The 22,009-nt window shown below is 66.2% G+C and carries 17 protein-coding genes; 12 read left to right on the top strand and 5 right to left on the bottom strand.

Features of this window, described 5'->3' with window-relative positions; translation table 11 throughout:
• Positions 1-246 precede the first annotated feature (246 nt).
• Positions 247-2,460 (bottom strand): transglycosylase domain-containing protein, encoded by a 2,214-nt coding sequence (locus XI09_RS17760; protein WP_271567973.1) that lies wholly within the window; start codon positions 2,458-2,460, stop codon positions 247-249.
• A 180-nt stretch (positions 2,461-2,640) separates the two neighbouring features.
• Here XI09_RS17760 and XI09_RS17755 point away from each other — a divergent pair, with 180 nt between their 5' ends.
• Positions 2,641-3,066 (top strand): DUF1330 domain-containing protein, encoded by a 426-nt coding sequence (locus tag XI09_RS17755; RefSeq protein ID WP_135175061.1) that lies wholly within the window; start codon positions 2,641-2,643, stop codon positions 3,064-3,066.
• Positions 3,067-3,362: 296 nt separating this feature from the next.
• Here XI09_RS17755 and XI09_RS17750 read toward each other — a convergent pair whose 3' ends face one another.
• The gene (locus XI09_RS17750; RefSeq protein WP_271567972.1) at positions 3,363-4,589 is read right to left on the bottom strand and encodes an ABC transporter substrate-binding protein; all 1,227 of its coding nucleotides are present in this window, start codon (positions 4,587-4,589) and stop codon (positions 3,363-3,365) included.
• 161 nt (positions 4,590-4,750) lie between these two features.
• Positions 4,751-5,107, bottom strand: a complete 357-nt coding sequence (locus XI09_RS17745; protein ID WP_271567974.1) for a DUF1304 domain-containing protein — start codon at positions 5,105-5,107, stop codon at positions 4,751-4,753.
• Between the two features lie 95 nt (positions 5,108-5,202).
• On the opposite strand from XI09_RS17745, the gene XI09_RS17740 reads away from it, so the two are divergent.
• Positions 5,203-5,733, top strand: a complete 531-nt coding sequence (locus XI09_RS17740; protein WP_271567971.1) for a methylated-DNA--[protein]-cysteine S-methyltransferase — start codon at positions 5,203-5,205, stop codon at positions 5,731-5,733.
• 144 nt (positions 5,734-5,877) lie between these two features.
• Here the strand turns inward: XI09_RS17740 and XI09_RS17735 are convergent, their stop codons facing one another.
• Positions 5,878-8,667 (bottom strand): [protein-PII] uridylyltransferase, encoded by a 2,790-nt coding sequence (locus XI09_RS17735; protein ID WP_271567970.1) that lies wholly within the window; start codon positions 8,665-8,667, stop codon positions 5,878-5,880.
• 188 nt (positions 8,668-8,855) lie between these two features.
• On the opposite strand from XI09_RS17735, the gene XI09_RS17730 reads away from it, so the two are divergent.
• From XI09_RS17730 to XI09_RS17710, 5 genes are all read left to right on the top strand, one after another.
• Positions 8,856-9,827, top strand: coding sequence for an aliphatic sulfonate ABC transporter substrate-binding protein (locus tag XI09_RS17730; RefSeq protein ID WP_271567969.1), 972 nt, complete (start codon positions 8,856-8,858; stop codon positions 9,825-9,827).
• A 299-nt stretch (positions 9,828-10,126) separates the two neighbouring features.
• Positions 10,127-10,972 (top strand): ABC transporter permease, encoded by an 846-nt coding sequence (locus XI09_RS17725; RefSeq protein ID WP_271567968.1) that lies wholly within the window; start codon positions 10,127-10,129, stop codon positions 10,970-10,972.
• A 4-nt stretch (positions 10,973-10,976) separates the two neighbouring features.
• Positions 10,977-11,762 (top strand): ABC transporter ATP-binding protein, encoded by a 786-nt coding sequence (locus XI09_RS17720; RefSeq protein ID WP_271567967.1) that lies wholly within the window; start codon positions 10,977-10,979, stop codon positions 11,760-11,762.
• A 55-nt stretch (positions 11,763-11,817) separates the two neighbouring features.
• A complete protein-coding gene (locus tag XI09_RS17715) occupies positions 11,818-12,327 on the top strand; it encodes an OsmC family protein (RefSeq protein ID WP_027542149.1) in 510 nt (169 codons plus the stop codon).
• Positions 12,328-12,499: 172 nt separating this feature from the next.
• Entirely contained in the window at positions 12,500-13,306 is an 807-nt protein-coding gene (locus XI09_RS17710; protein ID WP_271567966.1) for a hypothetical protein, read from the top strand.
• A gap of 101 nt (positions 13,307-13,407) precedes the next feature.
• On the opposite strand, the gene mutS is transcribed toward XI09_RS17710, so the two are convergent.
• Entirely contained in the window at positions 13,408-16,146 is a 2,739-nt protein-coding gene (mutS, locus tag XI09_RS17705; protein WP_271567965.1) for a DNA mismatch repair protein MutS, read from the bottom strand.
• A gap of 216 nt (positions 16,147-16,362) precedes the next feature.
• Here mutS and pcaF point away from each other — a divergent pair, with 216 nt between their 5' ends.
• From pcaF to XI09_RS17680, 5 genes are all read left to right on the top strand, one after another.
• Positions 16,363-17,571, top strand: coding sequence for a 3-oxoadipyl-CoA thiolase (pcaF, locus tag XI09_RS17700; protein WP_027542154.1), 1,209 nt, complete (start codon positions 16,363-16,365; stop codon positions 17,569-17,571).
• 117 nt (positions 17,572-17,688) lie between these two features.
• The gene (locus tag XI09_RS17695; RefSeq protein WP_271567964.1) at positions 17,689-18,582 is read left to right on the top strand and encodes a dioxygenase family protein; all 894 of its coding nucleotides are present in this window, start codon (positions 17,689-17,691) and stop codon (positions 18,580-18,582) included.
• A gap of 120 nt (positions 18,583-18,702) precedes the next feature.
• The gene (pcaH, locus tag XI09_RS17690; RefSeq protein ID WP_271567963.1) at positions 18,703-19,404 is read left to right on the top strand and encodes a protocatechuate 3,4-dioxygenase subunit beta; all 702 of its coding nucleotides are present in this window, start codon (positions 18,703-18,705) and stop codon (positions 19,402-19,404) included.
• Complete coding sequence (gene pcaG, locus XI09_RS17685) at positions 19,405-20,007, top strand: protocatechuate 3,4-dioxygenase subunit alpha (RefSeq protein WP_271567962.1); 603 nt, start codon at positions 19,405-19,407, stop codon at positions 20,005-20,007.
• A gap of 261 nt (positions 20,008-20,268) precedes the next feature.
• On the top strand, positions 20,269-21,960 hold the full coding sequence (locus XI09_RS17680; RefSeq protein ID WP_271567961.1) for a methyl-accepting chemotaxis protein: 1,692 nt from the start codon (positions 20,269-20,271) through the stop codon (positions 21,958-21,960).
• Positions 21,961-22,009 lie beyond the last annotated feature (49 nt).

Genomic DNA, 22,009 nt, shown 5'->3' with positions numbered 1-22,009 from the left:
AGGGGAAGGCGAGAGTTCACCCACTCTTCGCTTCGCGGGGAATGACAGTTGAGAATGAGGCAGCTTCAGCCCGTCTCGCTCGATTCTCGCCACACTTCGCGACGATTGCGCGGCTCGCTCGATTTGCCCCGTCGCATCAAGCGCTTCGCACAATCCACCGCGCATCGCACCGGCAATCACCGGCTACTGTGCATGGGGTTGTTTTCGCAGTTTTTGTTTTGAGGTCATGGAGACCTCACGACGAACCTATCGGTTCCCGCCAAACAGCCGGTCCATCAGCCAGCCGTCGAGTCCTGCGGCGGCTTCCGGCCGCGCATTGGCGCGCGTGGGGGGCGGGCGATAGCCGGCATTGTTCGCCGATGCCGGTCCGGGCGCGGCCGCTGTCGGCGGCGACACCTGCGAGGCCGCCTGCGCGAGGTTCGAGAGGCCCCAGCTCGCCTGCGAGTTCGGCAAGTTCGCCACCGGCACGCCCTCGTGCGCGGTGCGCATGAAGCGCGACCACACTTCCACCGGCAGGCCGCCGCCGGTGGCCTTCTTGGTCGGCGAGTTGTCGTCATTGCCGAGCCAGACGCCGGTGACGAGGTTGGCGGTGTAGCCGATGAACCAGGCATCGCGGTAATCCTGGCTGGTGCCGGTCTTGCCGGCTGCCGGCCAGCCGGGGATCTCCGCCTTCTTGGCGGTGCCTGATATCAGCGTCTCCCGCATCATCGTGTTCATCATGCCGGCATAGCGCGGGTCGATCACCTGGTTGCGCTCGTCCGCCTGGCGCATGTAGAGCAGCTTGCCGCCGAGCGTCTTGATCCGCGTGACGACATGCGGCGCCACCGCGAAGCCGCCATTGGCGAACGACGCATAGGCGCCGACCAGCTCCACGACCGAGACCTCGGAGGTGCCGAGCGCGATCGAGGCGTTCGGCTCGAGCTTGGAGGAGATGCCGAGCCGGTGCGCGGTGCGCACCACGTTCTTCGGCCCGACCTCGAGGCCGAGGCGGATCGCTACCGTGTTGAGCGACATCGCCAGCGCCTGGGTCAGCGTCACCGCGCCGAAATATTCATGGGTGTAGTTTTCGGGTTTCCAGCCCTTGACCTCGATCGGCGCGTCCTGGCGCACGGTGTCCGGCGTCAGGCCCTGCTCGAGCGCGGTCAGGTACACGAACGGCTTGAACGAGGAGCCCGGCTGGCGCTTGGCGGTGACCGCGCGGTTGTACTGGCTGTCGGAATAGTTCCGCCCGCCGACCAAGGCGCGCACGGCGCCGTCGGGCGTCATCGCCACCAGCGCGCCCTGGCTGACATTGTACTTCACGCTCTTGGCCGCGAGCTCGTCGATGATGGCGGCTTCCGCCACGCTCTGCAGCTTCGGGTCGATCGTGGTTTCGACCTTGATGCTCTCGTCGATCTGGCCGACGAGGTCGTCCAGCACCTCGCCGATCCAGTCGGCGACGTAATTGACCGTGCCGGCACCGACCGGCTTCACGTTGTAGGAGGGATGGCCGATCGAGGCCTGCGCCTGCGCTTCGGTGATGAATTTTGCATCCGCCATCGCCGTGAGCACGATCTGCGCGCGCGCTTCCGCGCCTTCCGGGTTGCGGTTCGGCGCAAGCCGCGAGGGCGATTTGACGAGGCCGGCCAGCATCGCGGCTTCTGCGATGGTCACGTTCTTCGCCGACTTGCCGAAATAGCGCTGCGCGGCGGCCTCGACGCCGTAGGCGCCCGAGCCGAAATAGACGCGGTTGAGATAGAGCTCCAGGATCTCGTTCTTGGAATGCTTGCGCTCCAGCCAGATCGCGAGCTCCGCCTCCTGCAGCTTGCGCTGCATGGTGCGCTCCTGGGTCAGGAACAGGTTTTTCGCGAGCTGCTGCGTCAGCGTCGAGCCGCCCTGCGACACGCCGCGATGGAGCACGTTGGTGACGAGGGCGCGCAGGATGCCGACGGGATCGATGCCGAAATGCGAATAGAAGCGGCGGTCCTCGATGGCGATGAAGGCCTTGGGCAGGTATGGCGGCAGATCGTTCAGCGCGACATTGGCGCCGGCCATCTCGCCGCGTTGCGCCAGCATGCTGCCGTCCATGCCGACGATCTGGATCGTCGGCGGACGCTTGGGAATCTCCAGCGACTGGATCGGCGGCAGATGGGCGCCGACCCAGACCACGACGCCGATCACGGCGATGGCGCCCCACAAGCCCAGCACCGCGCCCCAATAGACCAGGCGGCCAATGCTGGCGCCGATGCGCGACTTCGACCGGCGCTTGGCGCCGCTGCGGCCGGCCGATGCCTTCCGCTCGCGCGGCGGCTCGTCGCCGGAATCCTCAGCTTTGCGCTTGGCGGATGATTTCGCCGACTTCTTCGGCTTGTCCTCGCCACCCGGGACGCGGTCGGCCGCGGTCAGGCGCAGGTCGGCGAGCGCCGCGGGCAAGCCGAACAACGGCTCCTTCCGCCCACCCTTTTTCTTTCCCCACGCCATACGCAAAATGCCCGGTCAGCCCGCCCCGCCGCACGCTAGCGGTCGCTGTTTAAGGCCCGGTTACCCGGACGTTAACGCGCGATTAGGAGGTGCGGCATTCGCCCGCCGCAGTTCCGCTCATCGGACGGCGAAGCTAGGATCGGCGCCACAGAACAAGAGGGAACACACGAGGGAGTACCTATGGGCCACATCGATCCGACCAAGGAGATTTTTGCGCAATTCCGGGACAACGACCGCCCGGGCCCGATCCACATGCTCAATCTGGTGCGCTTGCGCAAGGACGCCGCCTATCCGGACGGCCGCAAGGCGAGCGGCGCGGAGGCCTATGCGGCCTATGGCCGCGAGAGCGGCCCGGTGTTCGAACGCCTCGGCGGCCGCATCGTCTGGCAGGGCAGGTTCGAGCTGATGCTGATCGGCCCGCAGGAAGAGCGCTGGGACCATTGCTTCATCGCCGAATACCCGAGCGTCGCCGCCTTCGTCGAGATGATCCGCGATCCCGTCTACCGCGAAGCGGTGAAGCACCGTCAGGCCGCGGTGGAGGATTCGCGGCTGATCCGGCACGCCGTGCTGCCGGTGGGGAAGAACTTTGGGGAGATACCGAAGTAGACGTCGCACAAGGCGGCAGTCTCTCTCCCGGTCATCCTGAGGTGCCAGACCTACGGTGCGAATGCATCGTGGGTCGAGCCTCGAAGGATGCACGGCCCCGATGCTTCTGCGCGACCACCAGCCGGGCCGTCGCCCTTCGAGGGCCGCTGAAGAGGCGGCCACCTCCAGCGACAACGGCTCCGCCGTTGCGCGGGGGTGACGGTGATGGATTGGGCTCGCGATCAATTCGCGCAGTGCGGCTCAAAAAATCGGCGGCCCTCAGGCCGCCGATCGCATTCCAGAAATTCAAGCAACCGCTAGCCCGACGGACCGTTGTCCTCGATGATCGGTCCGAACAGCTCCCAGCGCTCGCCGGTGAACTTCATCATCTGCATCTGCTTGTTGACGCGGTAGTCGTTCGGCCCGGTGTTGATCTTGATGCCGGGCAGCGCCAGGCTCGGCGTGTAGCCCTTGATGCCGGCGACCTGCTTCATCACGTTCTCGCGCGTCAGGTCGTCGCCGCATTGCTTCAAGACCTGCACCAGCAGCTCGGCGACCGAATAGGCGTAGGTGTTGACGGTGTTGAGCTTGTCGCCTTCGGGGAAGTACTTGTCCATGAAAGCGAAGAAGGCCTTCACGCCCGGATCGTCCTTCCACTGGGGATCGCCGGGGTCCTTGCCGTAATTGGTCGAGATGATGCCCTTGGAGATGTCGAGGCCGGCCGGCTTCAGCGTCGCCGACACCGGGCTCGCATTGATGTCGAGGATGTGCACCGGGCTCCAGCCGAGGTCGGCAAGCTTCTTGATCGCCTGTGCCGCGAACTTTGGCGTGGAGGCGTCATAGAACAGGTCCGCGCCCATCGACTTCAGCTTGACCACCTGCGAGTCCACCGTCGGGTCGGTGACCTCGTAGGACACTTCGCCGACGATCATGCCGGCGGCCTTGTCGCCGAGGCCGCTCTTGAGGCCCGCGAGATAGTCGCGGCCCATGTCGTCGTTCTGGTAGAGCACGCCGATCTTGGCGTTGGGGTGATTGGCGAGAATGTACTTGGCGTAGATGCGCCCCTCGGACACGTAATTCGGATTGTAGGCGATGGTCCAGGGATAGTTCTGCGGATCGTTGAAACGCGCCGCGCCGGTCGAGGCCAGCAGCTGCGGCACCTTCTTGCCGTTGAGATATTTCTGCACGGCGGCGTTGGCTGCGGTGCCGATGAGCTGGAAGGTGAAGAGCACCTCGTCGCCTTCGACCAGCTTGCGCACCTGCTCGACGGTCTTCGGCGGCGAATAGGCGTCGTCGTACTGGATCAGATTGATCTTGCGGCCGTTGATACCGCCCTGATCGTTGATCATCTTGATGTAGGCGGCCTGGGTCTTGCCGATATTGGCATAGACGGAGTAGGCGCCGGAGAACGGCACGGTCTGGCCGATCTTGATCTCGCTGTCGCTCGCGCCGGTGTCGTATTTCTTCTGTGCGAGGGCTTGGCTGGCGGAGAACGCGAAGGCGAGCGCCGCCGTGGCAGCGATGAAGGCTCTGCGATTGTTCATGTTGGGTTGTTCCTCCTGACGGAATTTTCGGCCGATGGTCCTTTTCCGTTGATCGCAACGGTCGCCATCGCTGCCGAAGAGTGTGGAGGAACGTTCGCCGCCGCGCAAGGATCGCGGCGCTGCGCCGTAGCGTCTCAGGCCAAGGATCTTAACCAGCAGTCCTAGGCCAGGAACAATGCCGCCAGTGCGATTGCCGCCGGCAGCGCCTGCACGATCAGGATGCGCGTGCTGACGGTCGCCGCACCGTAAGCGCCGGCCACGATCACGCAGAGCAGGAAGAACGCCTTGATCTGGAATGCGAAGGCCGGGTTGCCGTGAAGCAAGCCCCAGATCAGGCCGGCGGCGAGGAAGCCGTTATAGAGGCCCTGATTGGCGGCCATCACCTTGGTGATCGCGGCCTTCTCCGGCGTATTGCGGAAGACCTTCAACCCCTGCGGCTTGTCCCAGAGAAACATCTCCAGGATCAGGAAGTAGGCGTGCAGTGCGGCGACCAGCGCCACCAGGACATTGGCGATCAGGATCAAGTTGAGCTCCCCAGCGTCAGCTTTCGGGTGGACGGTAGCACGTCCGGCATGGCAAGTGCGATCCCATGTTTTGAAGTGATGGAGTCGCAATGGCCGCTCGATCAACCAACCTGCCGGAACGCTTCGGCCTCGATCGTCTGGCGACGCCGATCGGAACCGCTCTGCTCGTCACCGATGCCGAGGGCGCCCTGCGCGCGCTCGACTGGGACGACTACGAGCACCGCATGCGCGAGCTGCTGCGCCTGCATTACGGCGCGGCGGATCTGAGCGAGCGGTCCGCGCCGGCAGCGATGAAGGCCGCGCTGTCGGATTACTTCGCCGGCGATCTCGGAAGGCTTTCAGGCATCGCATGGCGCATCGCCGGCACACCGTTCCAGCAAAAGGTCTGGACCGCGCTTGCCAGGATCCCCGCCGGCACCACGATGAGTTACGGCGCACTCGCCGCAAGGATCGACATGCCCAAAGCCATTCGCGCCGTCGGCCATGCCAACGGCTCCAACCCGATTGGCGTCGTGCTGCCCTGTCATCGCCTGATCGGCGCCAACGGCTCGCTGGTGAAATACGGCGGCGGGCTGGAACGCAAGCGCTGGCTGCTGCGGCATGAGGGGGTGGAGGTCTAGGTCTCTCTCCCCGTCATTCCGGGGCGCGCGTAGCGCGAACCCGGAATCCATTTATCCGCGTCACCAGTGGCTCGATGGATTCCGGGCTCGCCGCTGCGCGGCGCCCCGGAATGACGAGGGGGAGAGAGGTGCGCGCGACCGCCGTCACGCTGCCGGCTGAACCGCCTTGTCGCCGGCCATCACATGGGTCAGCGCGCTCTTGATCGCGGACTGGCGGGTCGGCGCGTTGATCTGCGCGCCGAGCAGGTCGGTGACGTAGAACACGTCGCGCGCGCGCTCGCCGAAGGTCGCGACGTGGGCGGAGGCGATGTTGAGATTGAGCTTCGAGATCGCGGTGGTGAGCTCGTAGAGCAGGCCGGGCCGGTCGAGGCCGGACACCTCGATCACGGTGTAGCGGTCGGACCACTGGTTGTTGATGGTCACTTCCGGCTCGATCACGAAAGGCCGCGCCTTGCTGCGCACGGTACGCCGCGCCACCACTTCGGGCAGGCGCAGCTTGCCTTCGAGCACGTCCTCGATCATCTCGCCGATCCGGGTGGCGCGCCGTCCCTCGTCCTCGTCGCGGTCGTATTCCCGGGAGATCGAGATCGTGTCGAGCGCGCGGCCGTCGGTCGTGGTGTAGATCTGGGCGTCGACGATGTTGGCGCCGGCGGAGGCGCAGGCGCCTGCGATGATCGACAGCAGCCAGGGATGGTCGGCGGCGAAGATGGTCAGCTCGGTGACGCCGCGCACCTCGTCGAAGCCGACATTGATCGCGAGCTTGTGGCCGGCCTGCTCGCTGGAACGGACGAAGCGGGCGTGGCGGATCTTGCGCGGCAGCTCGACCTTGAGCCAGTAGGCCGGATAGTGCCGGGCGATATAGGCATCGAGCTCGTCCGCCGGCCATTCGGCGAAGGCCATGCGGAATTCGGCATGTGCGGCCACGAGGCGTTTTCCCCGATCGACCTCCGAAAAGCCGCCGGTCAGCACCGGCTCGGTTTCATAATAAAGCGAGCGCAACAGCTGCGCCTTCCAGCCATTCCACACGCCGGGACCGACGCCGCGGATGTCGGCGGTGGTGAGGATCGTCAGCAGCTTCATCTGCTCGACCGACTGCACCACGGCAGCGAAATTCTCGATGGTCTTGCGGTCCGACAGGTCGCGCGACTGCGCGACCGTGGACATGGTCAGATGCTCCTCGATCAGCCAGGCCACGAGCTCGGTGTCGGCCGCGCTGAAGCCGAGCCGCGGGCACAGCCGCCGCGCGACCTTGGCGCCGGCGATCGAGTGATCCTCCGGCCGGCCCTTGGCGACGTCGTGCAGCAGCGTGGCGATGTAGATCACGGAGCGGTGCTCGGGCCGGGTCTTGCGCATCAGGTCGCTCGCCAGCGCGAACTCCTCGATGCCGCCGCGCTCGATGTCCTGGAGGAAGCCGATGCAGCGGATCAAATGCTCGTCGACGGTGTAGTGATGATACATGTTGAACTGCATCATCGAGACGATCTTGCCGAAGGCGCGGATGAAATGGCCGAGCACGCCGGTCTCGTTCATGCGCCGCAGCACGATCTCCGCGTTGTCGGAGGTCAGGATCTCCATGAACAGCCGGTTGGCTTCGGGGTTCTCGCGAAGCTGGGCGTTGATCAGGCCGAGCGAGCGCGTCACGTCGCGCATCGCGTCGGGATGGAAGGCGAGGTTGTTCTTCTGCGCCAGGCGGAAGATGCGGATCAGGTTGACCGGATCGTGCTTGAAGACGTCGGGCGCGGCGACGTTGATGCGGTTGTTGTCGACGATGAAGTCGTCGCTGTCGGGGACGCGTCGCTTGACCGGGGTCGGGCGCAGCCGCGCCATCATCCGGCTCAAGACCGGCGCGGGCTTGGCCTGCTGGTCCTCGAGCTTGGCGCAGAGAATGGCGGTGAGGTTGCCGACTTCCTTGGCGACCAGGAAGTAGTGCTTCATGAACCGCTCGACGTCCTGCATGCCGGGATGCGAGGTGTAGCCGAGCCGGATCGCGATCTCGCGCTGGAGGTCGAAGGAGAGGCGCTCCTCGGCACGGCCGCTGTAGAAGTGCAGATTGCAGCGCACCGACCAGAGGAAATCGGCGCAGCGGCGGAACGTGCGATATTCCTGCGCGTCGAACACGCCGCGCTCGACCAGCTCGTCGGTGTCGCGGACGCGATAGACGTATTTGGCGATCCAGAACAGCGTGTGCAGGTCGCGCAAGGCGCCCTTGCCGTCCTTGACGTTGGGTTCGACCAGGTAGCGCGACTGGCCGCCGCGGCGGTGCCGCTCCTCGCGCTCGGCGAGCTTTGCGGTGACGAATTCGGACGCGGTGCCCTGCACCACTTCCTTGTCGAAGCGTTCGACCAGCTCGTCATAGAGCGGCTGGTCGCCGGTCAGGAAGCGCGTCTCCAGGATCGCGGTGCGGATCGTCATGTCGCCGCGCGCCTGCCGGATCGATTCGTCGACCGAGCGCGTGGCGTGTCCGACCTTCAGCCCCATGTCCCAGAGGCAATAGAGGATCGCCTCGGCGACCTGCTCGCCCCAGGCCGTCTGCTTGTAGGGCAGGATGAAGAGCAGATCGATGTCGGATTCCGGCGCCATCAGGCCGCGGCCATAGCCGCCGGTCGCCACCACCGCCATGCGCTCGGCGCCGCTCGGGATCGGCGAGCGGTAGAGATGGCGGGTCGCCGCCGAATACAGGATGCGGATGATCTCGTCCTGCACATGGCACAGCCGCTCGGCGCAGCGACGGCCGTGGCGGTCCTTGAGCAGGATCGCCTGTGCGGCGGCGCGCGCCGCGATCAGCTCGGCCTTGAGCAATTGCGCCATGGCCGTGCGGAACGCGTCCTCGCGTCCGTGGTGCTTTTCGGCAAGCGCATCGACCGCGGCGGTGATCCGCGCGGTGTCGAAGCGATCGTCCACCGCTTGCTTGTGCTCTGTCGCGACGCTGTCCATGCCTCACCGGATATAAGAGGTGACAGGCGCTGTCACCCGCCATTCGCTGGCAATAGTCGTTCCATGCTTGAAAAGCCCGGCACCGGGCAAACTTGTTCTCGGGCGACCCGCTTTCAAGGGTGGGATTTTCTCGTTGACCTCTAGATATAACTCATTGAAAAACAATGAAGTTTTTGAGGAGGCCGGGTATGACCAAGGTGACACGACGCATTCTGTTGGCGGGAGCAATGGCGCTCGCCATGACCCCCGCCGCGCGGGCGGCCGATCCGCTCAAGGAAATCCGCATCGACTGGGCTACCTACAACCCGGTGTCGCTGGTGCTGAAGCAGAAGGGGCTCCTGGAGAAGGAGTTCGCCAAGGACGTCATCACCATCACCTGGGTGCAGTCGGCCGGCTCCAACAAGGCGCTGGAATTCCTCAATGCCGGCTCGATCGATTTCGGCTCGACCGCGGGCTCGGCGGCGCTGGTGGCGAAGATCAACGGCAACCCGATCAAGTCGATCTACGTCTATTCGCGTCCCGAATGGACCGCGCTGGTGACGGGCAAGGAGTCCAGGATCGCAAGCGTCGCTGATCTCAAGGGCAAGCGTGTCGCGGTGACGCGCGGCACCGATCCGCACATCTTCCTGGTGCGCGCGCTGCTTGGTGCCGGCCTCACCGAGAAGGACATCACGCCGGTGCTGCTCCAGCACGCCGACGGCAAGACCGCGCTGATCCGCGGCGATGTCGATGCCTGGGCCGGGCTCGATCCGATGATGGCACAGACCGAGGTGGAGGAGGGCGCCAAGCTGTTCTACCGCAAGGCCGACGCCAACACCTGCGGCATCCTCAATGTGCGCGAGCAGTTCCTGAAGGACTATCCGGACATCGCCCGCCGCGTCCTCGCAACTTACGAAGAGGCGCGCAAATATTCGCTGGCGAACTATGACGATCTGAAGAAGATCTTCATCGCCGTGACCAAGCTTCCCGAGGCCGTCGTCGACAAGCAGCTCAAGGAACGCACCGAGCTGACGCATAGCCGCATCGGCGCGCCCCAGCGCGAGTCGATCCTCGCCGCGGGCCTGGCGTTGCAGCAGGCGGGAGTCGTCGACGCCAAGGTCGACGTGAAGGCGACGTTGGATGCGCTGATCGACGACCAGGTCCCGCTGCCGACGAATTGATCTCGCTCTTGTAGCCCGGATTGCGCTTCGCTCCATCCGAGCTACGCAGGTGGATAGATGCTCGCTGCGGCAGTAAACTCCACCGTCGTCCCGGGCAAGCGTAAGCGCAGACCCGGGACCCATAACCACAGGGCGTGGTTGTTGTGTGAAGGCGGTCACTCCGAGTCCTCGTAACCACGTCTTCTTGTGGCTATGGGTCCCGGATCTGCGCTCCGCTTCGCTCGCTTGTCCGGGACGACGGCGGAGAACGCAGCAATAGTAGTGTTGCATTCCCCGACAAGACGCGCTTCCTACCGGCCATGATCTCCGACGCGCCTGCCTTGCAACAATCCTCTGATGCGGCCGAGAGCGCCGCTGTTCCCTCGCGCGTTGCGCGTTACGCGCGGCCGGTGCTGGGGCTGCTGTTGCCGCTCGCGTTCGCGCTCGGCTGGGAGTTCGTGGTGTGGTCTGGCTGGTCCAACGGCCGGCTGGTGCCACCGCCCTCGCGCGTCTTTGTCACCATCGCTGATCTCGCCCGCTCCGGCGAACTGGTCCGCCACATCGCCGCGACGCTGTGGCGCGTCGGCCTCGGCTTCGCGTTCGGCGTCGTCGCGGGCACGCTGCTCGGGGCGATCTCCGGCTATTGGTCGCTGGCGCGGCGGCTGCTCGATCCGACCGTGCAGGCGCTGCGCGCGATTCCCTCGCTGGCCTGGGTGCCGCTGTTCATCCTCTGGCTCGGCATCTTCGAGACCTCGAAGATCGCGCTGATCGCGGTCGGGGTGTTCTTCCCGGTCTATCGCGGCGTCATGGGCGCGATCCTCTCGGTCGATCGCAAGATCGTCGTGGTCGGCCGCACCTTCCGCCTGTCCGGACCGGCGATGATCCGCCGCATCCTGCTGCCTGCGGTGCTGCCGGCCTATGTCGTCTCCTTGCGCGTCGGCCTCGGGCTCGGCTGGATGTTCGTGGTGGCGGCCGAATTGATCGGCGCCTCCGAAGGCCTCGGCTATCTCCTGCTCGACGGCCAGCAGCTCGGCAAGCCGGCGCAGATCCTCGCCGCGATCGTGATCTTCGCCATGCTCGGCAAGCTCACGGACTGGCTGATCGAGGTCGGGTCCGCGCCCTTCCTGCGCTGGCAGGACGCCTTCGGGCGCGGCAGGGGAGCATAACTCGATGCTGGCGCTCGACCGGGTCGGCAAGACCTATCCCAACGGCGTCCAGGCGCTGGCGCGCTTTTCCGCCGAGATCAGGCAGGGCGAGATCGTCGCCATCATTGGCGGCTCCGGCTGCGGCAAGTCCACGCTGCTGCGCGCCATCGCCGGCCTCGACCGCGCCAGCTCAGGCACGGTGACGCTCGACGACGAGGCGATCAGTTCGCCGCACGCCAAGATCGGCATCATCTTCCAGGAGCCGCGGCTTTTGACCTGGCTCAGCGTCGCCGACAATATCGGTTTCGGCCTTGCCGATCTTCCCGCGGCCGAGCGGCGCCAGAAGGTGGCGCGCGCGCTCGAGCGCGTCGGGCTCGCCGACAAGGCGCAGGCCTGGCCGCGCGAGCTCTCCGGCGGGCAGGCGCAGCGCGTCGCGATCGCGCGGGCGCTGGTGCCGCAGCCCGAGGTGCTGCTGCTCGACGAGCCGTTCTCCGCGCTCGACGCTTTCACCCGCAGGGATCTCCAGGATCATCTGCTCGATCTCTGGGCCGACACGCGCCCGACCTTGATCCTCGTCACACATGACGTCGACGAGGCCGTGGTGCTGGCCGACCGCGTGCTGGTGATGCGGCCGCGGCCGGGGCGCTTGTTCGACCAGATCGAGATCAACCTCGGCCGGCCGCGCGACCGCAATTCGCAATTGTTCGAGAACTTCAAGCGAAGTGTGCTGACGTCACTCGACCGTTCGCTCGACCGCAGTGTGCCCGACCGTGACGCAACCCAGGGTCCCGGCCAGGCCATGTGGTGGTGACAATCTCTCCCCAAGCCGGTACATCGGGGAGCGATTTTTCCGGGAGAGAACGAAGATGGACGCTGCTCAACTGCGCCAGATGCAGGCTCCGATCAAGGAACGCTACAAGACCGATCCCAAGACCGCGCTGATCACGTTGAAGGCGAAGGGCTCGACCGACAGCGACGGCATCGCCTGCAAGGTCGAGACCGGCCGCGCCATCGCGCTTGCCGGCCTGCATCCGGCCACCGGCGGCTCCGGCCTCGAACTCTGCTCCGGCGACATGCTGCTTGAGGCGCTGGTTGCTTGCGCCGGCGTCACACTGAAATCGGTTGCGACCGCGATCGAGGTGCCGCTCAAGACCGGCAACGTTTATGCCGAGGGCGATCTCGATTTCCGCGGCACGCTCGGCGTCGACAAGGAGACGCCGGTCGGCTTCGCCGAGATCCGCCTGCGCTTCGAGGTCGACACGCCCGCGCCGCAGGACAAGCTCGATCTGCTGCTCAAGCTCACCGAGCGCTATTGCGTGGTCTACCAGACCATCAAGAACGGCCCGAAGGTGTCGGTGTCGATGCAGCGGATGTGAGCTGCCCACCTCTCCCATAGGGAGAGGTCGCGCCGAAGGCGCGGGTGAGGGGTTGCGCCATCTCGTGGGACCTGAAGCCCTCACCCGATTTGCTGCGCAAATCGACCTCTCCCTATGGGAGAGGTGAACGAACCCGCGGATAATTTACCTCAACAATAATCTCCCGCGTTAAATGTCCCCCGAGCTCCACTTCATCCTCTTCCTGCTCCTGCGCATGGCGATCGCGGCGGCGTTCGTCGTGACGGCCTCGATCATCACCGAACGATCGGGGCCGGTGATCGGCGCACTGATCGCCACCCTGCCGGTTTCGGCCGGTCCGTCCTACGTCTTTCTCGCAATCGATCATGACGCCGGCTTCATCGCGCAGGGCGCGCTGGCGAGCCTGCCGGTGAACGCGGCGACCATCTTCATGTGCCTCACCTATGTCGTGCTGTCGCAGCGGCACAATCTCGTGGTGAGTTGCGGCAGCGCCGTCGCGGTGTGGATCGCGCTGGCCTCGATCATCCGCCAGTTCGACTGGTCGCTCACCGCCGGGCTTGCCGCCAATCTGATCGCGTTCGGCATCTGCATTCCGCTGCTCGCAGGCTATCGCCACGCGAAGATGCCGCTGGTGACGCGGCGCTGGTACGACGTCCCCGTGCGTGCTGCGCTGGTCGCGACCCTCGTCGCCATCGTGGTTTCGACGTCGGGCTGGGTCGGCCCCCGCATCAGCGGCATCATCGCGCTGTATCCGGTGGTGTTCTCCAGCATCATGCTGATCCTGCATCCGCGCATCGGCGGTCCGCCGACCGCCGCCGTGCTCGCCAACTCCGCCTGGGGCCTGCTCGGATTCGGCATGGCGATCGCCGTCATGCATGCCGGCGTCGCCAATTTCGGCTCCGCAATCGGCCTCAGCCTTGGGCTCACGACCTGCATCGTTTGGAATCTGACGCTGTGGTGGAACGGGCGGCGAAAGCGGCTGGCGGGGCGGGCTTCGTAGGGTGGGCAAAGGCGCGCACTTCGCGCGCCGTGCCCACCATTCATCCGCAAATTTGTCGTTGCACGGTGGGCACGCTACGCTTTGCCCACCCTACGCACTATTCACTGCTTCGGCAGCTTGGCCTTCAACGCATAGAGCGCATCGAGCGCCTCGCGCGGGGACATCTCGTCGGGGTGCAGCGCCTTCACCGCGTCCATCAGCAGCTCCGCCTCGCTCGGCGGCGCGGCTTCAGCGGCGGCGCGTGAGGGCACGGCGAACAACGGCAGATCGTCGGCAAGGGCCCGCGCGGTCTGGCCACGATCCTGCGCCTCGAGCTTCGCCAGCACGGATTTGGCGCGTGTGATCACCGCGGGCGGCAGGCCGGCGAGTTTCGCCACCTGGATGCCGTAGGAGCGGTCGGCCGAGCCCGGCAGCACCTCGTGCAGGAATACGACGTTGCCCTGCCACTCCTTCACCCGCACGGTGGCGTTGAACATCCGCGGCAGCTTGGCCGAGAGCGCGGTCAGCTCGTGATAATGCGTCGCGAACAGCGTGCGGCAGCGGTTGCTCTCGTGCAGATGCTCGATCGCGGCCCAGGCGATCGAGAGGCCGTCGAAGGTCGCGGTACCACGGCCGATCTCGTCGAGGATCACGAGCGCGCGCTCGCCGGCCTGGTTGAGGATCGCCGCGGTCTCGACCATCTCCACCATGAAGGTGGAGCGGCCGCGGGCGAGATCGTCGGCGGCGCCGACGCGCGAGAACAGGCGGTCGATGATGCCGATGCGGGCGCGTGTGGCCGGCACGAAGCTGCCGATCTGCGCGAGCAGGGCGATCAGCGCATTCTGGCGCAGGAAGGTCGACTTGCCGGCCATGTTGGGACCGGTGAGCAGCCAGAGCTGGCCGGACTTTTGCGCAGGTCCCGGCGACAGGTCGCAGGCATTGGCGATGAACGGCTCGCCGTTGCGCTTGAGCGCCTGCTCCACAACGGGATGGCGGCCAGCCTCGATGGCGAACCCGAGCGACGAATCCACCTCGGGGCGCACATAGTTCTCGTCGACGGCGAGCTTTGCCAGCGACGTTGCGACGTCGAGCAGCGCGAAACCTTGCGCCGCGGCGCGCAGATCGTCGCTGATAGCGAGCGCCTTGGCGCAGAGCCGCTCGAAAATCTCGAGCTCGAGCCCGAGCGCGCGGTCGCCGGCATTGGCGATCTTGGCCTCGATCTCGCCGAGCTCGGAGGTGGTGAAGCGCACCTGGCCCGCCAGCGTCTGGCGATGGATGAAGGTCGCGTTCAGCGGCGCCGACATCAGCTTGTCGCCGTGCTGCGCGGTCACCTCGACGAAATAGCCGAGCACGTTGTTGTGGCGGATCTTGAGGCCCTTCACGCCGGTGTCGTCGGCGTAGCGCGCCTGCATCGAGGCCACCACGAGGCGCGAGGCGTCGCGCAGGTTTCGTGCTTCGTCGAGGGCAGGCTCGTAACCCTGGCGGACGAAGCCGCCGTCGCGCTTGATCAACGGCAGTTGCTCGCCGAGCGCCGTCGCAAACTCGGCCGCGAGCTCGCGCGATGGTCGCTTCAAGGCCGTCATCACCGCCGCGATCTCCTGTGGCGGCTGGTCGAGTTCGCCGAGCCGCGCCAGCACCTGGTCGGCGGCGATGATGCCATCGCGCAGGCCGGCGAGGTCGCGCGGTCCGCCGCGGCCGACCGAGAGACGGGCCAGCGCCCGCGACATGTCGGGCGCGCCGCGCAGGATGCTGCGGATGTCTTCGCGCGCGGCGGAATCGGCAACGAAGGCGCCGACCGCATCGAGCCGCCGCGCGATCGCCGGCGCATCCGTCAGCGGCGCCGCCAGACGCTGCGCCAGCAGGCGCGAGCCCGCCGAGGTCACGGTGCAGTCGATCGCATCCAGCAGCGAGCCGCGGCGCTCGCCGGCGAGCGTCCGCGTCAGCTCGAGATTGGCGCGCGTGGCGGGATCGATCGCCATGGTTGCGCCCGAGGCTTCGCGCGCGGGCGGCGGCAGCGGCGGGTGCTTGCCGACCTGGGTGCGGTCGACATAGGTGACGGCGGCAGCCGCAGCCGTCGCTTCGAGCCGGGTCAGCTGTGCCAGCCCGTCCATGGTCGCGACGGCAAAGTAGTCGCACAGCCGCTTCTCGGCGGTGGCGCCGTCGAAGACGTCGCGGGTCAGAGGCGTTACCGCCGGCAATTCGCGCAGGGTCTGTCCGAGCTCGTTGTCGTTGAAGAGCGCGTCGGTGACGATCGCCTCGTTCGGATTGATGCGCGCCAGCGTCGCGGCGAGTTCGCCGCCCGAACATTCCGTCAGCATGAATTCGGCGGTCGAGATGTCGATCCAGGCGAGCCCGAAGCGATCACCTCCGGAAGACGAGCGGGCGCGCGCGATCGCCAGCAGGTAATTGTTGGCGCGCGCATCGAGCAGCGTGTCCTCGGTCAGCGTGCCCGGCGTCACCAGCCGCACCACGCCGCGGCGCACCACGCTCTTGTTGCCGCGCGCTTTCGCGGCGGCGGGATCCTCGGTCTGCTCGCAGACTGCGACCCGGTGGCCGGCCGAGATCAGGCGGTGGAGATAATCCTCAGAGCGCTCGACCGGAACGCCGCACATCGGGATATCCGCGCCCTGGTGCTTGCCGCGCTTGGTCAGCACGATGCCGAGCGTCCTGGAGGCGATCTCGGCGTCCTCGAAGAACAATTCGTAGAAATCGCCCATCCGGTAGAACAGCAGCAGGCCCTGATGCGCCGCCTTGATCTCCAGATACTGTTCCATCATCGGCGTGACGCGCGCGGCGGCTTCCGCCTGCTGCGCGGGCGTGGGTTCCGGGTCTGGCGCGGGAATGGGCTGTTGCATCGTCATGGGCGGCGCAACCTACAAAATTTCGTCCCGTGCTCCTATCGCTTTGGCCGGGGAGGGCGGGTTTTCCACGCTGTCCGCACCGCGGCATGCGTGGCAGGCCTGCACGCCCCTCGGAACACGCGCGTATCAGTCAATTGACCTGCCGCGGGCGCCCTCCTAAAACTCCGCCGACATTGAAGAATTTGGGCCGGATCGCGGCATTCAGGGAGAACAACGATGCGTGACGTCTTTATCTGCGATGCCGTGCGGACCCCGATCGGCCGTTTCGGCGGCTCGCTCGCCAAGGTGCGCGCCGACGATCTGGCCGCCGCGCCGATCAAGGCGCTGATGGCCAAGCACCCCAATCTCGATTGGGCGCAGGTGGACGAGGTCTTCTTCGGCTGTGCCAACCAGGCCGGCGAGGACAACCGCAACGTTGCGCGCATGGCGCTGCTGCTCGCGGGTCTCCCGGACTCGGTTCCCGGCCAGACCCTGAACCGGCTCTGCGCCTCCGGCCTCGATGCGGTCGGCGCGGCCGGCCGCGCCATCCGCTCCGGCGAGATCGAGCTTGCGATTGCCGGCGGCGTTGAATCCATGACGCGGGCGCCCTTCGTGATGGGCAAGGCGCAGGAAGCTTTCTCCCGCTCGGCCGAGATCTTCGACACCACCATCGGCTGGCGTTTCATCAATCCGCTGCTGAAGGCGCAGTACGGCGTCGATGCGATGCCTGAGACCGGCGAGAACGTCGCCGAGGAATTCCAGGTCTCGCGTGCCGACCAGGACGCCTTCGCCATCCGCTCGCAGCAGCGCGCGGGTGCGGCGATTGCAGCCGGTTATTTCGCCGAAGAAATCACCCCGATCACCATTCCCGGCGGCAAGGCCGGTCCGATCACGGTGGACAAGGACGAGCATCCGCGTCCCGAAACCACGCTGGAAGGTCTCGCCAAGCTGAAGCCGATCGTGCGCAATCCCGGCACGGTGACCGCCGGCAACGCCTCCGGCGTCAATGACGGCGCCGCCGCGATGATCCTCGCCTCGGAAGCCGCGGTGAAGAAGCATGGTCTCACGCCCCGCGCGCGCATCCTCGGCCTCGCCTCGGCCGGCGTGCCGCCGCGCATCATGGGCATTGGTCCCGTGCCGGCAACGCGCAAGCTGATGGAGCGGCTCGGCAAGAAGATCAGCGATTTCGACCTGATCGAGCTCAATGAGGCCTTCGCCTCCCAGGGCATCGCCTGCATGCGCCAGCTCGGCGTTGCCGACGATGCCGATTTCGTCAATCCGCATGGCGGGGCCATCGCGCTCGGCCATCCCCTCGGCATGAGCGGCGCGCGCCTGGCGCTCACCGCCGTGCACGGCATGGAGAAGCGCGGCGGCAAGCTTGCGCTTGCCACCATGTGCGTCGGCGTCGGTCAGGGCGTTGCCGTGGCGATCGAGAAGCTGAATTGACGGGACGCGTAGCGTCCCGTCATCCCGGGGCAGCCCGACAGGGCTGAACCCGGGATCTCGAGATTCCGGGTTCAGCCATGCGGGCTGCCCCGGAATGACAGGGAGAAGGATGGCGCCATGATCATCGAGCGCGAGCAGGACGTCACGGCCGCGGCACTGGCGGTGATGGAGCGGACATCCGATCCGCGGCTTCGCCAGATCATGGTCTCCTTGGTCAAGCACCTGCACGGCTTCGTTCGCGATGTTCGGTTGACCGAGGCAGAATTCCGCGACGCCACCGCGATCCTGGCCGAGCTCGGCAAGCTGACGACCGACACGCACAACGAGGTCGTGCTGATGGCGGGCTCGCTCGGCGTCTCGCCGCTGGTGTGCCTGCTCAACAATGGCGATCAGGGCAATACGGAAACCGACCAGTCGCTGCTCGGACCGTTCTGGCGGTTGAATTCGCCGCGGGTCGAGAATGGCGGATCGATCGTCCGCTCCGAGACACCGGGGGCGCCGCTGTTCGTCAGCGGCCGCGTCGTGGACAAGGACGATCGTCCCGTCGCCGGCGCGGAGGTCGATGTCTGGCACGCCTCGCCGGTCGGTCTCTACGAGAACCAGGACCCTGATCAGGCCGACATGAACCTGCGCGGCAAGTTCACGACCGACCAGGAGGGACGCTTCGCCTTCCGTTCGGTGATGATGGTGGGCTATCCCATTCCGACCAATGGTGTGGTCGGCCGCCTGCTGAAGGCGCAGAGCCGGCACCCCTGTCGCCCCGCGCATCTGCACGCCCTGATCTTCAAGCCCGGATTCAAGGTGCTGATCTCGCAGGTCTACGACCCCGCCGACCCCCATATCGACAGCGACGTGCAGTTCGGGGTGACGCAGGCGCTGATCGGCAAGTTCCTGCGCCATGATTCCCCGCATCCGGCCGCGCGCGACGTTGCAACCCCCTGGTATTCGCTCGACCACACCTACCGGCTCGAGACCGGCGAGGCCGTGCTGCCGCGTCCGCCGATCAAATAGGGCGGCTCTGCCGGGGGAAGGAAGCCCGCCAAACCCGCTTCCCCCAATTAGTTATATCCTATAATGATTGGCGGAAACGTTGACCGGCCGGACCGAACATGGCCGGGGAGGAGTTCGCCGATGACCTTCATCTATCCCGTCGACAGCAACAAGGCGCATCCGCTGCCGCTGTCGCCCGACTACAAGAGCTCGATCAAGCGCGCGCCGAACAAGCCCTTGATCCCGATGCGCCACACGCTGTCGGAATTGACCGGCCCGGTCTACGGCCACGAAACCGTGCGCGAGGGCGACAACGACCTCACCCGCCAGCACACCGGCGAGCCGCTCGGCGAGCGCATCATCGTGCACGGCCACGTGCTCGACGAGGACGGCCGCGGCGTGCCCAATTCGCTGGTCGAGATCTGGCAGGCCAATTCCTGCGGCCGCTACGTCCATGTCCGCGACCAGCATCCGGCGCCGCTCGATCCGAACTTCACCGGGGCAGGCCGCACCCAGAGCGATGCCTCCGGCTACTACCGCTTCGTCACCATCAAGCCCGGCGCCTATCCGTGGGGCAATCACCACAACGCCTGGCGTCCCGCACACATCCATCTCTCGGTGTTCGGTCACGCCTTCGTCACGCGGCTGGTGACTCAGATGTACTTTCCGGCCGATCCGCTGTTCCCGTTCGATCCAATCTTCAATTCGGTACCGGACGAGAAGGCGCGCGCGCGGATGGTCTCGTCGTTCGATCTCGAGAATACCCAGCCCGAATGGGCGCTGTGCTACCGCTTCAACATCGTGCTGCGCGGCAAGAACGCCACGCCAATGGAGAACCATTAAGTGCAGGACAACGTGAAGGACAACGGGATCACGCCATCGCAGACGGTCGGTCCGTTCTTCAAATACGGGCTGACGCCGACCGGTGACTATGCGTGGAACGACGCGTTCACCAATTCGACGCTGACGCCCGACGTCACGGGCGATCGTGTCCGCATCGAGGGCCGCGTGTTCGACGGTGACGGCGTCGCCGTGCCGGATTGCATGCTGGAGATCTGGCAGGCGGATGCCCAAGGGCGCTTCGCCGACCCGCAGGACAAGCGCGCGCTGCCGAATGCGAGCTTCCGCGGCTTCGCCCGCTGCGGCACCGACAAGGACGGCAATTATGCCTTCGACACCGTCAAGCCGGGCGTGGTGCCCGATCCCGACGGCAAGCCGCAGGCGCCGCATATCCTCCTTGCGGTGTTCGGCCGCGGCATGCTGCGGCATCTCTACACCCGGATCTATTTCAGTGACGAGGCCGGCAACGCCGCCGATCCCGTGCTGGCGCTGGTGCCCACTGAGCGCCGCGCCACGCTGATCGCGACGCGCGAGGCCGGCAAGGCGGTCTATCGCCTCGACCTGCGTTTGCAGGGCGACGACGAGACGGTGTTCTTCGACGTGTGAGGCAACGCGCGCCGGGAGGCCTGCTCCGCCGGCGCGCGTTTCTCATTCCCTGCATCAAGGCGGGCGCTGCGTTGTATCGGGCCTGAAATCACTCTCTTTCACGTTGTGTGTCAGCCTCGCTGACTCAAAAACCGATGATTTGATGCCCAATTCCCGTAGTTGTGCGGAGCACGCGCGATACAATTTCGGCGCGAAGCAATCCCGTATTTACCGTATTCGTCTAGGGTCGCTGCTGTTTCGACGCATGCCCCGGATTGTTTCATGAAAATTCGTGTGTCGCTTTCCTCCGCGATTATTGCTTTCGGCATCGTCCTGGCCATCGGTTTCACGGCCGTGGTCTCCACCAGCCTTTACGCCTTGAAGGAGCTCAAGGTCGGCGGTCCACTCTATTCCGACATCAAGCTCGGCAACGACCTCATCGCGGACATCCTGCCGCCCCCGGAATATGTCATCGAGGCCTATCTCGAAGCGACCCTCGCCATGCGCGAGCCGGACCAGCTGGCGGCCCATGGCGAGCGCCTGGTCCAGCTCCGCAAGGATTACGACGAGCGCAAGGCATTCTGGATCGCCTCCAGCCTCTCGGCCGACCTGAAGACGGCGCTGGTGTCGAAGTCCGATGCCGAGGTGCAGAAGTTCTGGAAGCTGCTGTCGGACCAGCTCCTGCCGGCCCTCAAGGCCAAGGACACCGCCGCTGCCGAACGCGCCTACGCGCAGCTCAAGGACGCCTACACCGCGCATCGCGCCGTCATCGACAGCATCGTCGAGAGCGCCAACAAGCAGAATGCCGACATGGAGAAGCTGGCCGCGGAGCGCGACAGCTCGATCCTCTACATCCTCCTCGGCGTGACCGCCGCCGTCCTGGCCTTCATTGCAGCCGGGCTGCTCGGCGTTGCCCTCGGCGTGGTGCGCCCGATCGTGCGCATGACGGATACGATGCAAAAGCTCGCGACCGGCGATATCGCCGCCGACATTCCGTTTGCCCACCGCCAGGACGAAGTCGGCTCGATGGCGGGCGCGCTTCTGGTGTTCAAGCAGGCCGCGGTCGAGAATTCGCGGCTGCGCGAGGAGCAGTTGCAGAAGGAGCAGGAGGCCGCGCTCGCCAAGCGCGGCGCCCTGCACCAGATGGCCGAGACCGTTGAGCGCGAGACCGGGCGCTCGGTCGACACCGCAAGCGCGGCGAGCCAGGGCGTCGAGCGGGCCGTCTCCAGCCTGTCCGAGATCGCGCGATCGCTGTCCTCGGAGCCGCAGGCGGTGGCCGCCGCCTCTACCCAGGCACTCGGCAGTTCCCAGACCGTTTCAGCCGCGGCCGAAGAACTGAGCGCCTCGATCCGCGAGATCGCGGGCCAGGTCGCGCGGACCAGCACGGTCACCAGATCGGCCGTTGCCGGCCGCGAGCAGGCGCGTTCGACCATTCAGGCGCTGGCGGGATCGGTGAAGAAGATTGCCGAGGTCTCCGACCTCATCGGCGGCATCGCCGGCCAGACCAACCTGCTGGCGCTCAACGCCACGATCGAGGCGGCGCGTGCCGGCGAGGCCGGCCGCGGCTTCGCGGTGGTCGCCGCCGAAGTGAAATCCCTGTCCGACCAGACCGCCAAGTCTACCGAGGAGATCGGGCGGCTGATTGCCGAGATCCAGGCCTCGACGCAGGCCGCGGTCGATGCCGTCGAGACGATGGGCGGCCACATCGTCGAGATCGACGGTGTGGCGACCTCGGTTGCCGTCGCGATGGAACAGCAGGACGCCGCGACGCGGGAGATCGCGCGGTCGATTTCCGAATCGGCGTCCGCCGCGAAGGAGGTCTCGGCCAAGATCGGCAATGTCAGCCGCGACGCCGCCTCCGTGAACGAGCGCGCCGCGGAGGTCAGGCAGGCGATCGCCGGCATGGCGTCCAATCTGGAACAGCTGCGGTCGGTCGTGGTCCGGACCGTGCGCGACTCGACGGCTGCGGCCTGAAGCCAGGCGCCAGGTCCCCCGCTGGTGCCCGGGGTTGTGATCGTGCAGG

Source organism: Bradyrhizobium sp. CCBAU 11386 (assembly GCF_028128955.1).
Lineage (GTDB): Bacteria > Pseudomonadota > Alphaproteobacteria > Rhizobiales > Xanthobacteraceae > Bradyrhizobium.
The sequence above is the reverse complement of the archived record's forward strand: the minus strand, read 5'-3'. Positions and strand labels throughout refer to the sequence as shown.

Coding starts and splice junctions, on each gene's coding strand:
- XI09_RS17695 (WP_271567964.1), top strand. CDS start 17,689: ATGATCATCGAGCGCGAGCAGGACGTCACGGCCGCGGCACTGGCGGTG.
- XI09_RS17710 (WP_271567966.1), top strand. CDS start 12,500: ATGTCCCCCGAGCTCCACTTCATCCTCTTCCTGCTCCTGCGCATGGCG.
- XI09_RS17755 (WP_135175061.1), top strand. CDS start 2,641: ATGGGCCACATCGATCCGACCAAGGAGATTTTTGCGCAATTCCGGGAC.
- XI09_RS17730 (WP_271567969.1), top strand. CDS start 8,856: ATGACCAAGGTGACACGACGCATTCTGTTGGCGGGAGCAATGGCGCTC.
- XI09_RS17720 (WP_271567967.1), top strand. CDS start 10,977: ATGCTGGCGCTCGACCGGGTCGGCAAGACCTATCCCAACGGCGTCCAG.
- XI09_RS17725 (WP_271567968.1), top strand. CDS start 10,127: ATGATCTCCGACGCGCCTGCCTTGCAACAATCCTCTGATGCGGCCGAG.
- mutS (WP_271567965.1), bottom strand. CDS start 16,146: ATGACGATGCAACAGCCCATTCCCGCGCCAGACCCGGAACCCACGCCC.
- XI09_RS17735 (WP_271567970.1), bottom strand. CDS start 8,667: ATGGACAGCGTCGCGACAGAGCACAAGCAAGCGGTGGACGATCGCTTC.
- XI09_RS17680 (WP_271567961.1), top strand. CDS start 20,269: ATGAAAATTCGTGTGTCGCTTTCCTCCGCGATTATTGCTTTCGGCATC.
- pcaF (WP_027542154.1), top strand. CDS start 16,363: ATGCGTGACGTCTTTATCTGCGATGCCGTGCGGACCCCGATCGGCCGT.
- XI09_RS17760 (WP_271567973.1), bottom strand. CDS start 2,460: ATGGCGTGGGGAAAGAAAAAGGGTGGGCGGAAGGAGCCGTTGTTCGGC.
- XI09_RS17750 (WP_271567972.1), bottom strand. CDS start 4,589: ATGAACAATCGCAGAGCCTTCATCGCTGCCACGGCGGCGCTCGCCTTC.
- XI09_RS17740 (WP_271567971.1), top strand. CDS start 5,203: ATGGCCGCTCGATCAACCAACCTGCCGGAACGCTTCGGCCTCGATCGT.
- XI09_RS17715 (WP_027542149.1), top strand. CDS start 11,818: ATGGACGCTGCTCAACTGCGCCAGATGCAGGCTCCGATCAAGGAACGC.
- pcaH (WP_271567963.1), top strand. CDS start 18,703: ATGACCTTCATCTATCCCGTCGACAGCAACAAGGCGCATCCGCTGCCG.